This window comes from Treponema sp. OMZ 855, assembly GCF_024181145.1.
Taxonomy (GTDB): Bacteria; Spirochaetota; Spirochaetia; order Treponematales; family Treponemataceae; genus Treponema.
Genome location: NZ_CP051194.1, coordinates 666,982 through 681,789, shown reverse-complemented (window position 1 = coordinate 681,789; position 14,808 = coordinate 666,982). Strand labels below are relative to the sequence as shown.

The 14,808-nt window shown below is 47.1% G+C and carries 11 protein-coding genes; 4 read left to right on the top strand and 7 right to left on the bottom strand.

What is annotated here, in order from left to right; genetic code table 11:
• Positions 1–31: 31 nt before the first annotated feature.
• From E4N65_RS03150 to E4N65_RS03135, 4 genes are all read right to left on the bottom strand, one after another.
• The gene (locus tag E4N65_RS03150) at positions 32–1,711 is read right to left on the bottom strand and encodes a DUF5312 family protein (RefSeq protein ID WP_253674004.1); all 1,680 of its coding nucleotides are present in this window, start codon (positions 1,709–1,711) and stop codon (positions 32–34) included.
• Positions 1,712–1,719: 8 nt separating this feature from the next.
• Entirely contained in the window at positions 1,720–2,778 is a 1,059-nt protein-coding gene (gene dusB, locus E4N65_RS03145) for a tRNA dihydrouridine synthase DusB (RefSeq protein WP_052185444.1), read from the bottom strand.
• On the bottom strand, positions 2,775–3,548 hold the full coding sequence (locus tag E4N65_RS03140; RefSeq protein WP_044013259.1) for a TatD family hydrolase: 774 nt from the start codon (positions 3,546–3,548) through the stop codon (positions 2,775–2,777). Before E4N65_RS03140 ends, dusB begins: the two co-directional genes overlap by 4 nt.
• Before the next feature lie 116 nt (positions 3,549–3,664).
• Positions 3,665–5,485, bottom strand: coding sequence for a phosphoenolpyruvate carboxykinase (GTP) (locus tag E4N65_RS03135; protein WP_044013261.1), 1,821 nt, complete (start codon positions 5,483–5,485; stop codon positions 3,665–3,667).
• Between the two features lie 236 nt (positions 5,486–5,721).
• Between E4N65_RS03135 and E4N65_RS03130 the strand changes: the two genes are divergently transcribed.
• Positions 5,722–6,525, top strand: coding sequence for a MetQ/NlpA family ABC transporter substrate-binding protein (locus tag E4N65_RS03130; protein WP_044013263.1), 804 nt, complete (start codon positions 5,722–5,724; stop codon positions 6,523–6,525).
• Between the two features lie 154 nt (positions 6,526–6,679).
• Positions 6,680–7,318 carry a tetratricopeptide repeat protein gene (locus E4N65_RS03125; protein WP_235619748.1) on the top strand — a complete coding sequence of 213 codons (639 nt, stop codon included), beginning with the start codon at positions 6,680–6,682 and terminating at the stop codon, positions 7,316–7,318.
• Between the two features lie 11 nt (positions 7,319–7,329).
• Here E4N65_RS03125 and E4N65_RS03120 read toward each other — a convergent pair whose 3' ends face one another.
• Genes E4N65_RS03120 through E4N65_RS03110 form a run of 3 tightly spaced genes read right to left on the bottom strand, consistent with a single transcriptional unit; the run spans position 7,330 to position 12,985 of the window.
• Positions 7,330–8,262 carry a TIGR03943 family putative permease subunit gene (locus E4N65_RS03120; RefSeq protein ID WP_235619817.1) on the bottom strand — a complete coding sequence of 311 codons (933 nt, stop codon included), beginning with the start codon at positions 8,260–8,262 and terminating at the stop codon, positions 7,330–7,332.
• Between the two features lie 48 nt (positions 8,263–8,310).
• Positions 8,311–9,354 carry an FAD:protein FMN transferase gene (locus E4N65_RS03115; RefSeq protein WP_253674002.1) on the bottom strand — a complete coding sequence of 348 codons (1,044 nt, stop codon included), beginning with the start codon at positions 9,352–9,354 and terminating at the stop codon, positions 8,311–8,313.
• A gap of 34 nt (positions 9,355–9,388) precedes the next feature.
• Entirely contained in the window at positions 9,389–12,985 is a 3,597-nt protein-coding gene (locus E4N65_RS03110; protein WP_044013271.1) for an alpha-amylase family glycosyl hydrolase, read from the bottom strand.
• A 123-nt stretch (positions 12,986–13,108) separates the two neighbouring features.
• On the opposite strand from E4N65_RS03110, the gene E4N65_RS03105 reads away from it, so the two are divergent.
• Together E4N65_RS03105 and E4N65_RS03100 are read left to right on the top strand one after the other, a co-directional pair.
• Positions 13,109–13,996: a fructose bisphosphate aldolase gene (locus E4N65_RS03105; RefSeq protein ID WP_044013272.1), complete on the top strand. Its 888-nt coding sequence runs from the start codon at positions 13,109–13,111 to the stop codon at positions 13,994–13,996.
• 382 nt (positions 13,997–14,378) lie between these two features.
• A complete protein-coding gene (locus E4N65_RS03100; RefSeq protein ID WP_144389643.1) occupies positions 14,379–14,579 on the top strand; it encodes a hypothetical protein in 201 nt (66 codons plus the stop codon).
• The last annotated feature ends 229 nt before the right edge of the window (positions 14,580–14,808 follow it).

Below are 14,808 nucleotides of genomic sequence, written 5' to 3'. Positions count from 1 at the left end.
TGATAATTTTTCCGGCACTAATGTTTAAACACTACTTTTGCACCGGTTTTACGGTAGACCCCGTACTTGGTACGGTAGTAGGAAGCGGTGCTCCCGGTTTTCCTTTTTCGATAGAACCGAACACTGCATAATTTTTCATTATCTCGAGAAACATAGCAAAGATGTGCCGATCCTGTTCCAAGCGGATAAAGGATTCTTTATTCTTTGAGCTGACGACAAGAGCTTTTATGTTTGTAATCAGTTCGGAAGTAGGCGCTTTTATGTCCTCCAATAAATGCTCGGTAAAAGCATACAGGTCGGCATAAGCTTTGCTTCCGGTTTGTACGATAGCCTTTGCCTGCATATTTGCAATATCAACGATTTTCTGCAGCTGTTTTTTCATATCCTTGCCTTTTTCGATCTCTGTAATATAGCCTTGAATTTCAAGAAGATTGCATTGACCTTTCGGCTTAAAAAGCTGTTCAAAATTAGTTATTTTACCCAACAGCATTTCGCAGGAACGGTAGATTGCCGCATATTGACCTTCAATCTGTTTGTTCGCAAAAAAACCTTCAATCAACAGAGATTTTAAAAAAGTTTTATAGTGCGTTTCAAAATACATTTCGGTAAACGCCTTTAACAATTGTATCGGTTTAACCCAATCAAAAGAAATCGGTGAAAGATTTTGAATAGCGTCATTAACTGCATCATTATATCCTTCCAACGGCTTCAACTGACCGCTCCCAAAGCATTTTTCGATTAAGCCGGTAATATTCGTTTCCTTGGTGATTTTTAAAAGGCGTTTTGAATCTGCCTGAAAGATTTCACTGCTTCGATCAATATATTCCTGCAGCGGTTTGGATTCGGAAACGGTTATTTTTTCTTTAAAATTGGGGTCTTCCTTAATCAATTTCAACATTATCGGTATCGTTGTCCGCTTCAGCTGATTTGCAAGAAGGTTTTCGACCGTATTCAGCGTTTTTTCCAGTTTTGCACCTGCTTCATCGGTAAAATTTCCTAAACTCCGTGCCAAAAAAATGACATCGTTAATCGTCGTCTGTGTGATAGCAACATGCCGTACGATAAATTGGAAATCCAGCAAATTTTTTACCACATCACCGGCAAATACTTCTTCAAAATTATCTTGAGAAATCGATGCCGGTGCAGCGGTATTGAGCTGCAAGTTATTGTTAAATTGATTGAGAAAAGACGCATAGTCAAAATCGCACAAATCGGAAAGATAAAAGAGTTTGATCAACTCCTGTTCACGGGTCTTAAATGCGGGTGTATGAAACAAGCGGATAAAATTTTTAAAACTATGTATTTGTTCTTGCAGTGTATGTTCCGTTTCCTGATAGTTTTTACACTTTGATAAGAGCTGGCTCCGAGCCTGAAAGGTAAAACTCCGATGTTGTTTTATCTGCTCTTCCGACAAGATCGCCTCAAAAAAAAGGTCTTGATATTTTTCGGACGCGCGTATATCAGGGGAATTAACCGTCTTGTCCAGAATCGCTTTCACCGGTTGTAAAAAATGATACAGCTGATACAACAACGAACCGAATGCCGGAAGCAGTATTTTACCGGTATGGTATAACGGCGGATTGAGCTTTTTGAGTTCTGCGGCGTAGCCTTTAAGCTGCCGTTTCTTTTGATACTCCGGTGATGAGGAAAAAAAGAGTCCTTCAAAAAAATCCTTTATTGACGTAATAAGAGTATTGATAAAATCAAACATAATAATCCTCACCTATTGTTATCGGTATGCGGCTGTACCGCTTGTAATGAGAAGTTCTCTAAAATCCTTTCATAGTCTTGTATGGAACTCGCCTGTACCAACTGTTCACGAAGCTTTGCTCCCCCTGCAATTCCCTTGGTATAAGCGGCAAACCGCTTCCGCATTTCTCGGCAGGCGATCTGTTCCCCTACTTCTTCACACAGCATCATGAGTTCTTTTTTTGCCGTTCCGATTTTATCCTCAGGCGTTATTTCGGAATAGGCGCCGGTTTGCAGCCGTTCCCGTGTTTGCCGGAAGATAAAAGGATTGCCCATAGCTCCGCGCGCAAACATAACCCCCGCACATTGAGTGGAAGAAAGCATATCATGCGCTGCTTCCGGGCTGAACAAATCACCCGACCCGAATATGGGTACCCGCCCCTGCATCAGCTGTACAAGTTGTGCCAAAATATCCCAATCTGCCGTTCCGCTGTAGCATTGCACACAGGTACGGGGATGAATGGTCAACGCCGCCGCTCCTGCATCAACGGCTGCCGCGGCAGCTTCTTTCCACGTAAGCTCGTTTTGCGACCAGCCGGAGCGTATTTTTACCGTTACCGGAACAGCGGCATCCATTTTGCCGACAGCTTCCGTAACCGCCTTAACCGCTGTATAGAGCTTTTTCGGATTCCTCGTTAATGCGGAACCAGCCCCCGTTTTGGTGATTTTCGGTATCGGGCAGCCGGCATTGATATCGATACATTCCGGATGATACCGTTCGATGATACGTACTGCTGTTTCCGCCATAAAGTCGGGATTTGCTCCAAATATCTGTACTGCATACCGCCGCTCGTTATATGCACGGGCGATAAGCTTTTCCGTTTTTGCCGAGTTGCGGATATATGCCTCCGACGAAACCATTTCAGTATAGGTAAAATCCGCGCCCCAATCAACACAAATAGACCGGAAGCTCCTGTCGGAATACCCTGCTACGGGGGCTAAAAAAATATTCCCGGGAAGTGTTAGGCTTCCTATTGTTACCGGCCGGTAAAATCCGCCGGCCGTTTCTGCTGCATTCAAGTTATTCATTCCGGCAGATTAAACGCTTTACAGCTGTTCTTCCACAGTTGAGCCGCTAATGCTTCCATATCCATCTTTAAAAGCTTCGCCATAAACTCAACCGTAGCCACGGTATTCGCCGGCATATTACGCTCTTTCCGGTAGGGCGCAGGCGGGATAAACGGACTTTCGGACTCAACCAATATGCGGTCAAGCGGCAGCGTGCGTACTGTTTCATGCAGATTACGGGCATTCCGGTATGTCAGATTACCCGCAAACGAGAAATAGAGCGGCAGCTTCAGCGCGAGCTGAGCAAATTCGGCATCTTCTGAATAACAATGTAGAATGCCGCCTGCTTCGGGCATCCGCTCGGAAAGGATGTTCAACACATCCTTTCCCGCATTCCGGTTATGAATAACGACCGGTTTTTTCACTTTTGCCGCTATTTCCAGCTGCGTAATAAACAACTCTATCTGCGAGCGCTGGTCTCCGTATTTTTTGTAATAGTCGAGCCCTGTTTCCCCGATGGCAATAACCCCCGGCAGCTGCGCCCCTTTTTCAACCTGAAGCGCCCAGTCCTTCCCCGGAGCCGTTACCTCCGACGGTGAAACGCCGATAGCATAATACACTGACTGTTCGGTTTTGAGCGTTTCATATACCGAATAAAAATCATGCAAACTATTACAAATACTGAGTATTCTGGTTACGGAAGCCCGTTTGGCTTCTTGGATAGCGCGCAGCTGCGCAAGAGGATCGTTGTAGAGCAATCCGATATGGGCATGGGTATCAAAAATTTGCATCGCGGCTCCTCCTTTATGCAGCAGTTTCACAAAATAGATACAGGGCGTTTACAAAAGTCGGTTACATGTGCTTTGCAGCCTTCCAAATAGAAACGCCCGACAATGTTCCGGTATGATTAACCGAGCCGTTTTTCCAGCGTGTTTAAGGCTTCGGTAAGCTCTTTGGGTAGTTTACTACCGAATTTTGGATAGTGATTTTCGCGGATATCCGCAATCTCCTTCTTCCAGCCTTCAGCGTCTACCGAAAGAATTTCTTTCATTTGTTCCTTCGACACGTTGAGTCCTTCGGTATTGATAGCCCCGTCTTTAGGCATCCAGCCGATAGCGGTTTCTACAGCATTGTCTTTGCCGTTGCAGCGGTCGAATATCCATGCGAGTACACGGCTGTTTTCTCCGTAGCCGGGCCAGATAAAGTTACCGTCCGCATCCTTGCGGAACCAGTTGACGTAGAAAATCTTGGGCAGCTTGTCCGCCGTCGATTTTTTACCGATGTTAATCCAATGCTGAAAGTAGTCGCCCATGTTGTACCCGCAGAAGGGGAGCATCGCAAACGGGTCTCGGCGGATGCTGCCGACTTTTAAGTCGAGCGCTGCGGCGGTAATCTCCGAGCCGACAATCGAGCCGAGGAATACGCCGTGGTTCCAATCGCGGGATTGGTGTACCAGCGGGATAGTGCTCGGACGGCGGCCGCCGAACAAGAACGCGGAAATCGGTACGCCTTTGGGGTCTTCCCATTCGTTTGCAATCGCCGGACACTGCTTAGCAGGCGCGGTAAAGCGGGCGTTCGGATGTGCAAATTCATCGCCTTTCGGGCTTTTATCCGTCGGCAGCGCATCGCGGGTATTACCCTTCCAGTCTACCAGCTTACCCTTTGCAGGATGACCGATCTGTTCCCACCATATATCCCCATCTTCCGTTAAGGCACAGTTGGTAAAGATGGTGTTTTCTTTTATCGATTCCATTGCGTTTTTATTCGATTGGTCGGAAGTTCCCGGCGCTACACCGAAGAAGCCCGATTCGGGGTTAATGGCATACAAGCGACCGTCCTCACCGAACTTCATCCATGCGATATCGTCTCCAACGGTTTCAACTTTCCAGCCGGGAATCGTGGGAATAAGCATCGCAAGATTTGTCTTACCGCAAGCTGAGGGGAAGGCTCCGGTAATATACTTTGATTTTCCTTCAGGATTGGTAATTTTTAAGATGAGCATGTGCTCGGCCAGCCAGCCTTCGTCCCGCGCAAGTACGGAAGCGATACGCAGCGCAAAGCACTTTTTACCCAACAAGGCGTTTCCGCCGTAACCTGAGCCGTAAGACCATACCAGCCGCTCTTCCGGAAAGTGAGAAATATATTTATGTTCCAGCGGAGCGCACGGCCACACGCCGTCATCGGTTTTGCCTGCTTCAAGCGGCTTCCCGACCGAGTGCAGACAGGGAACAAATGCACCATCGGTACCGAGCGCATCGAGCACCTTTGTGCCGACCCGTGTCATAATGTGCATATTGCAGACAACGTACTCGGAGTCGGTAATTTCGATACCGATTTTTGCAATATCGGAACCAACGGGTCCCATCGAAAAGGGAATAACATAGAGGGTACGCCCTTTCATGCAGCCCTTGTACAGCGCACTCATTGTTTTTTTGAGTTCAACGGGATCCGTCCAGTGATTTGTAGGGCCGGCATCATCTTCTTTTTTTGACGCGATAAAGGTTCTGCTTTCTACACGAGCGACATCGGAAGGATCGGAACGGAACAAAAAGCTGTTCTTCCGCTTTTTTAAGGGAGTCGCCAGTTTTACATCAACCAATTTTTTCATCAGCCGGTCATATTCTGCCGTCGAACCGTCACACACATATACGCTATCCGGTGTACACAGCGCCGCTACCTCATCAACCCATTGACGAGCTCTTGTATGTTTGAGCGTATCTATCGTCATTATTTTTCCTCCAAATATATAACGTGTTTGTATATCGTTTACATTTTATAGTATACATTATAGATGATAATCGAAATATCGGGTTTCTGCAACATTTTTCTCTATTTGCACAGCCCTTTTTAACAATGGTAGTTTTTCCCGCTTAACCTCATATATTCCCTTCTATAACAACCCTAGACAGAGCTTAAAGATATATAGTAATCTAGCGTTCATTCCAATGGAAAGGAGACTAGTTTATGAAAAAACTACTCACATTACTGCTTGGCGCAGCTCTTTGCGCAAGCTTATCGGTTTCCTGCGCGAAAAAAGAAAGCAGTCAAAATATTTTGACTGTTGCTGCAAGTCCGGAACCTCATAAAGCACTCTTGGAGCTTGTAACGGAGGATCTTGCAAAGGAAAATATTACGCTCAAGGTTACCGAGTTCACCGACTATGTAACCCCCAACGATGCGGTCGAAACGGGCGAACAATTCGCAAACTTCTTCCAGCACGTTCCCTATATGGATACTTTTAACAAGGAACATGGGTACCACCTAGTCAGTGTAGGAACGGTTCATATTGAACCGCTTGCGCTGTATTCAAAAAAATACGGAAACCTCTCCGAATTTAAAAGCGGCGATACCATTGCCATTCCGAATGACCCGACAAACGAAGCGCGGGCATTGTTATTGCTTGAGTCCGCACATATTATCACCTTGCGTGAGGGCGCAGGTTTAGCGGCTACTCCGCAAGACATTACCGCAAATCCTTACAACTTACAGTTTAAGGAAATTGAAGCAGCAACACTCCCGCGCGTGCTTGCAGATGTCCAAGGAGCTGTCATCAACGGAAACTATGCTATCCCGGCAGGTCTTTCCGCTGCAAAAGACGGTCTGCTTGTTGAAGGAAAAGACTCTCCCTATGCGAACGTGATTTCGGTTAAACAGGGAAATGAGAACGATCCGCGCATCAAAGCATTGATAAAAGCGCTGCAAAGCGATAAAGTACGTAAGTATATTACGGAAAAATATCCTAACGGAGAAGTTGTCGCGGCATTCTAGGAATGTAATTACAAGCCTCTAAAAAGGATTGATTTTTAGAGGCTTTCTTATTTATCGGCTGCGGTTCAACGGTTGACGGCTAGGCATCCCCTACGAAAGAGAGGTTGATAAAATGAACGTACAACAGAAAACGTATAATTTTATAAAACGCACTATGGTGATCCTTACAGTGTTACTATGTGCATCGGGAGTCATCTATGCGCAAGAAAAGGCGGATGCGCTGAAGTTATACCGCACCGGACGCAGCTTAGACAGTGCGGGGCGAACAGAGGAGGCAAAAACGTCATATACGGCGGCAGTCGATGTATGCCTTGCCGAGCTCCGCCAAAACCCGCGCAATATGGAATCATACACTGTCTATACGTGGTCGCTGTTCCGTCTGCATAGATACCGTGAAACGGTAACAGTCTGCAACGAGGCGCTTAAAATCGCGTCGGATGTGCGGATTATCGAAACATTAGGAGAAGCCTACTTTTATCTCAACGATTATAAAGAGTCCCTCCGCCAAATGGAACGGTATATCGATATGGCGCCGACCGGAGAGCGGGCAAGCATTGCCTACTTTTATGTCGGCGACATTTACCGCTTAACAAAACGTTATCAAAAGGCTGATATTGCCTATTCCGCAGCAGTGCATTTGGAACCGTCGAATTCACTGTGGTGGTACCGGCTTGGTCTTGCCCGCGAACTGGCAGGATATAAACAAAGCGCACGGGATGCATTCCAACGGGCGCTTAATATACGGAAAGATTATAAAGAAGCGGCGGAAGCTCTCGCCCGCGTACAGCTGTAAAAAACGCACATCTATGGATAAATATACTCCCGCTGCGGCGGCTCGATCTTTTTTACCGTTTCTACAATAATAAGCGGATCAAAACTATCCTTATACGGCTTTTTTGACAGCGTACCGATAACCTCAATCCATTCGCCCTCGGTAAGCGCTTGAACATCACTCCACTGCGCAAGGACACCGACCGGCTGCATATCGGCAGCACAGCATGTCATCATCATACGGGCTAAGGCGAATTCATCCTTTTCGAACAATTCCCCATCCTTCCACACAGAGCCGGTTGCCGTGATTTTCTTTCCAACCCATGCATCGGGCTTTGTATACAGCTTGGTAAGCCATTGCGCAAACGTATCGCTGTCCATAACGATACCGCCGTCTGCACTCGGTATGTTCCGTTCTGCAATGGCAGAAGTAGCGGAAGATGCTTCCGTAGGAGACACAGCAACAGAAGGCAGCACAGCACCGGAAGAGGCGCTTGCCCGAGCATCACCGGCGGAAGGCAATGCAGCAACAGGCGCAGCTGTAATGGAAGAACCCGCAGTCCCTTCACCGAGCGAGCCGGTATACGCAAATTGAGAAAATCGCACCACTGTTCCCAATGCCGCTGACATACCAACCAAGGCAACGGCAAAGACGGCAATACCGAAAACACCTGCGCGTCCGCTGCGGACGTCTCCTACAGGACGATCAAAAACAACCGCAGAATAGCCACTCGTATGCAATGAGGTATGCCGCTGCGATTCCTGTATCACTTGTTTAAATTTGAGTATGCCGATAATAAAAAATACCGCCGCTGATAATAACAGCACGGGTATATGCCGCTCATGCACATAGCGGTATACCGAACCGGAAACAACGACGCCGATAAAATACAGCGCGAAGCCGAAGAGGATTACCGTCTGCACCATATCTTGAAAGCGGGTGTTTTTGGTGTATTGTTTTATCATTTTCACAGCGGCCTCCCTAACTATCTTGCAATACGCAAAACCGGCAGTTTATTTGTTTGCAGCGTTTTCATTCGTATTCGCGAACCGGAAGGCAGAATTTAAAATCACGATATTTTTTTCAAGATCGCCTGTTGTACGGACGCTGTTATCATCAAAGATAAAAAGCGCTTCCGTATCGGGAAGTCCAGCAAGCAGTGCAGCAGCCTTCTCATAGCCGAGCACAAAGCACGCTGTTGACAAAGCGTCCGCGTCGGTTGCCGAATTGGAAAAAACAGATACCGCAATCATAGTACTCCGCACCGGATATCCGGTTGCAGGGTCGATAATGTGATGATAGCGGACGCCATCCTGCTCAAAATACCGCTCATAGCTGCCGGACGTAGAAATACTGCGGCTTTCAATCGGAGCGGAAATAACCGGCTGCCCCTGCCGGACACGCGGATCCCGAATACCGATATTCCAGCGCTTGCCGTCCGGCCGGGTTCCCACAACGGAAATCGTACCGCCGATATCGATGACGGCGTGCACAATCCCAGCCTGTTTCACGATGCGGGTAAGCTCATCGGCGGCAAACCCTTTTGCAATCGCCCCTAAGTCAAGCTTCATCCCAGCCTTTCTCAGAAAAACCGCTGCGCCGGTCAGCTGTACATCCTTATAGCCGGTACTGGAAAGCGCCGCCTGAATATCCTGATCTTCGGGCTTCCGCGCATTCTCGAATCCGATATTCCAGAGCTTGACCACGCTGCCGATAACAGGATTGAACGCACCGTCCGTCTTTTCGGCAAAAAACACAGCACGTTCAAACAGCGGGTATATATCTGCCGGTACATTAACTGCGGATATACCGGACGCCTTATTGATATCGATAAGCGTAGAGCTGTCGGCATTTGCGCTTAAATGCCGTTCAAGCTCCTCAAGCCGTTGTGTACAGGTTTGAAGTAGGGCTTCGGCTTCCGCCTGCGGCATTTCCGTAAATAGTTGGATGTTACACACGGTTCCAAGCGCAAACACAGTACGGCTTTCTTTTCTAACGGCAGGCTTACAAGAAGCAAGCAACAACACAATCAAGAGAAAAAAACAATGCTTTTTCATTTCGATTTCACATACCTTGCACGGATAAGCCGTACTATTTTAACGTACCGGCAAAAAGCTTGAGGTACCGATCCACTTGATATCCCGACTTATGGATTGCTGCAGAAAATTCCGCATCAAACCGGCAATATTTTTCTACCGAAGCGGCAGTTTTCTTCATACACTCAGCCTGTTTAACCGGCCGTGCTGCGGAAAGAAAAAGCATCGCTGCCATATCGTCGGCAAGCAACTCTCCCGATTCACGGTTAAACCACTTAATGCCGTCCCATTCATGAATACCGAGCCGGATCATGACATTAGGATCCTGCGCCATCCGGTTGACAATACCGGTTCTGCGGATAGCTTTCTTTCCGCGGGCATTATGCACATAATAGAGATACTTTACCGTATCGGCCTTATTTTCAATAGGATCAATATCAAAGCCCTTTGAACGAACCAGTGCCGCAAGCTTTTCGTCGAGGTGCAAAAAGGCAAAGAGCCTTCCGATATTTTCTTCCATCTTGTAATAGACAGCAATATCTTCAACAGCCATAAGGAACACCGAACCGAACGATACGAAAAGCTGCGAAGCCGTTCCGCACATTTTATGAATAAAGACGGTTACGGCAGGTGTCATCGCAGTCAGCGGCATTTCCCGTACCAGCAAACCGGAAGCCGAGAGGAGAAGCCGATACATACGCGCCCGGAACAGAGCCAATAACCGCTTTACGGATGTTTTAGCTGCCGGAACTTTCTCTTCAAGGAATTGTGCAGTCTCCTCACTGCGGTACGTTTCTTCTAAAGCGGTCAAAAAAGCGGCAGCTAACGGTTCAAGCTTGTTGATAAACGAATGTATCTTTGACTCCGTTTCGCGCGGGGTTTCAGTATGCTTACAATCCTTTACCAGCTGCATACAATCTTGCATTGTCTCTTTTGACACGCACGCAGCAAGCGCATCATAGAGCTTCTTAAACTTGATCTCGTTGATTCCCATCGCAACATCTGCAATACCGCTGCCGTTGAGTTTTTCATACAACTTTTGATACTGTCCGTCCGGAGTGTCGGTTACCTCATAGATGTTTAAAAACACCTGTGTTTCAAAACCGTTGAGAGCAGCAAACAAACCGTGTTCCGCAATCTCGCTGTTTTTTCTGATAAACCATAGTTTTGAACGCTGTTCTTGAAAAATGACAAACCGATCCGCAGTAACCGTCAACTGCAAGCCTTGCGCAAGCGTCCGCTGTACCAGCCGTTTTTCATCATCGGCTTCCTTAACGGCATAAGCAACAGACATATTGATCCAGCCGGCAGCCTGTTCATATTTATTATTATAGAGAATGAGGGATCGGGAATCCCCGTGAACATTCGACCACGCAAAGACATTTTCGTTTACCTGTCCATCCGTCCAGAAATCATAGAGCAGGAAGTTCTCTACACCGGAGAACAGACGGCGAAGCCGCATCAGCGGGAAAATTTCCCTACAATGCCGCTCAACAAGACCGGTGTTTACCTGCTCATCGTAATAAGCACGGCGGTATTCCATACCGTATTTTTCTTCAAAGCCTTCAATCTGTCCGTGCCCGAACATCGGCAGTCCCGGCATCGCAACCAGCATGGTACAAACGCCGAAGTATTTATCATCCCTGCCGAACTGCGCCACAGCGGTTTCTTCATCGGGATTATTCATAAAATTGACATAACGCTTTAATATTTGCGGGTCGAACTCAAGGGTGTTCTTGATAGTCAACCGGTATTGTGCATTATCTTCCCGCTTGAGCATATTCATAAATGCGGAATTATAGACACGGTGCATACCGAGTGTTCGGACAAAATAGCCTTCCATCATCCAAAAGGCTTCTGCCAACAGAAGCGTATCGGGCGCTTCAGCTGCACAGCGGTCTACTACCTCACGCCAAAACTCTTCGGGAAGCCGCTTTTGGAACTCCTCTGTAGAAAGCGCAAAACGGGAACGGCTTGCGATATCCCCTCCCCTGCCCGGCTCAGGATACCACAGCCGCCGGATATGCTTTTTTGCCAGTACCATTGCCGCATCGAAGCGGATAATCGGAAAATTCCGTGCAACGTGCAAAATCTTTCTGATAACCTCTTCACGGGCTTCGGGATTAAGAAAGTCAATCTGCGCGGTATCGTTCCACGGCAGCCCTGTTCCGTCATTTCCGTGGTAAATATATCGGGTATCGCCGGTATGGTGATCGACCCGCTTAAACACCACGGCGCAATCCGTCTTTGAATAATAATGGTTTTCAAGATAAATACCGACACGGGAATCGTGAGAAAGATTTTCACCGTCAAAGCTATAGCCCGGAAAGGGACTTTCGCGGGTTTGTATAAAAAGATCAGGCCGCTCAATAACCCACTTTGAATCTATACCGGTATGGTTCGGCACCATATCCGCGGCAAGCCGAATACCGCGTGCACCGGCGCGTCTGCGCAGATTTTCAAGCGCTTCCCATCCGCCGATTTCACCGGCTATTTCATAATCCATCAAACTGTAGGCACTCGCTGCCGCTTCCTGATTCCCGCATATCTGCTTAATCCGTGCGCTTGCAGGGGAACGTTCCCACACGCCGATAAGCCACAGTGCGTTGAAGCCCGCTTCCGCAAGGATGTTAAGCTCTTCATCGGGAATTTGATCGAGGCGGGTAATAGACCGCTGATACTTTTTGCTGAGCTGATCCAGCCACACCAACGTGCTTTTGGCAATCATCACAACGTTCGGCATCCACTCGCGGTCGGCGCTGAACCGTTCATACTCCTGGGTCAGGTCTTCAAAATGATACGCGTCGGCTCCGCCACTTCCGCATCCTTGCCATGCAGCTTTTTCTTCTTCGGAAAGGATATCCTGACTTGTTAAGAGCCTGCCGATAAACTCGCTGAGCAAATCGAGCCAGTGCATTTTGATATATTCAAGCTGCCCTTTCAAACTGAACGGCGCATAAGAAACAGGCGCTTTAAGCAGCGAAATCAGATCGATTTTTTCCGGACCGAATACCTCATTTTGGGATGACCATTCGCAAAGGCTGTTCCAAAAACAATTATACGCAGGATTCGCTGCGAGCTGTTCATCGGTAAAAAGCGGATAAAAAGGTTGGAAGGCAGGATTCTCATTTGCAAGTTTACAAAGAATCAATTCTTCAAACGCACGGTATTTATTTTCAATACCTGATACCGGATCGGTATTGCCGAACCAATCCTCGACGGACATTGTTCCGCCGTACACTTCGGCAGGAGGAAATTCCGTGCAAAATTCGAGTAATAAATCGTCGAGGTCGGGCAACTGTTCCTTTGCGAGCTCCGCTTGCACAAATTCATAGCCGCTGCTAAAAAAATCGGTACGTACATCCCGCCGATAGAGCCGGCACATATAATGGAATATTTCATCGATGAGTCCCATCGCATTCAGTTGTCCCGCCTTTAAATACTGCTCGGCGCGCACCGGCATACCGAACGCACCCGATTCGACAACTTCGTTATACTGAAAAGTAAACGCATAAATATCGTTGATATTCCGTATGATTACATTTCCGGTCGATGAAAAAAGCGTTTTTGAAAACCGGCATTTTGTACGTATATTGCGGTTGATATGAAATTCCATCGTTTGAAGAAAGCTATCGGCATACACTTTTTGCATAAAATATCCTCGTATTCTTCAATTATACGCTGAATATCCGAAGATGTGAAGATGCCGACAGACTAGCGTTTTTCGCCATCATAGGATATACTAACACCGCAGTATGTTGCAGGAGGTTTTACTATGGACAAGCAAAAAATAGAACGGATGCGCACCGGAAAAGGATTCATCGCAGCCCTCGATCAGAGCGGCGGCAGCACGCCTAAGGCCTTAGCTGCCTACGGTGTTGGGGGCGATGCTTACTCAAATGAAAAAGAGATGTTCGATATGGTGCATGCCATGCGGACACGGATTATCACCAGTAAAGAATTCGATAAAAAACATATCCTTGGTGCTATTCTTTTTGAGCAAACAATGGATCGCGATATAGAAGGTATCCCGACGGCAGATTATCTGTGGGATAAACGCGGTGTTCTTCCGTTCTTAAAAGTTGATAAAGGACTTGCAGACTTAGCTGAAGGCGTTCAGATGATGAAGCCGATGCCCGATTTGGAAGCATTGCTGAAGCGCGCCGTACAGAAGCACATCTTCGGAACAAAAATGCGTTCGGTGATAAAGGAAGCAAATCCTGCAGGCATCAAAAAAGTTATCGACCAGCAGTTTGAAATCGGACTCCAGATCGCAAAGCACGGGCTTGTACCGATTATCGAGCCGGAAGTCGATATTCACAGCCCCGATAAAGCAAAGTGCGAAGAGATTCTGAAAACGGAAATCCGCGAGCACATTGCAAAACTGCCGAAGGATGTACTGATTATGCTCAAGCTCAGCATTCCGACGCAGGCAGACCTGTATAAAGAATTTATTGACCATCCGCAGGTTGTACGTGTCGTTGCGCTTTCGGGAGGCTACAGCAGAGAAGAGGCTAATGCCTTGCTGGCAAAGAACCACGGTATGATCGCGAGCTTCTCCCGCGCCCTTGCTGAGGATTTGCGTGCACAACAGTCGCAAGAAGAATTCGACAAAACGCTCGCGGCCGCAATTAAGGGCATCTACGACGCTTCGATTACATAATCAACCTTCCGCATAAGAAAAGGCAATTCATAATTAAAAATTATGAATTGCCTTTTCTTTCTCCTACAACCTCGCCGCAGAGACAGAGAGCGGGAATCATTTAATCTAACCACTGATATCTTTAACGAAAAAGTTCTGAATTATCACTCCCTTTTTCAAGCTGTTTTTCTACCGGTGATGCTATAGGGGATAAACAGGACAGATTTTTAATGACGGTACAACAAAAATAATCGCAAATAGTACAGCTGCCGAACATGCCGAAAAAGAGTTAAAAGCTTTTTTATCGTATATGAACAGGAAACCACCGGAAACTGCATTTACCAAACAGCTTGACAAGCGAGTAAATGAAACCAAAGAAGACGAAGAAAAATGGAGGGAGTATATGTTATTAAAATCATTTGAAATGGATGCACGTAGAGCAGGCATCGCCGAAGGTATACAGCAAGGCATACAGCAAGGTTTTGCCGATGGCTCTTACCGGAAAGCACTTGAAACGGCAAAGATTATGCTCGAGCGAAACTATCCACCGACAGAAATTTGTCTGATGACAGGGCTTTCAAAATCTGAAATCGAAAAACTATAATCCAATCGGTCGGTGGTAAAACTTACCACTAACCTTTTCCGCACTGCCGGATACCGGTGCTTGCAGGAAGCGTCATAACCACCCAGTCTCCGATCAATGCGCCGGAGGTACCGATACTCGTTGTCCACGATTATCATTCACCCATATATCGCTGCTCCAATGCGCATCGTATATATTGAGGAGGCTGAAAGAGCCTTCTAACATACCTTTAACCTGCGGCACTATGGTC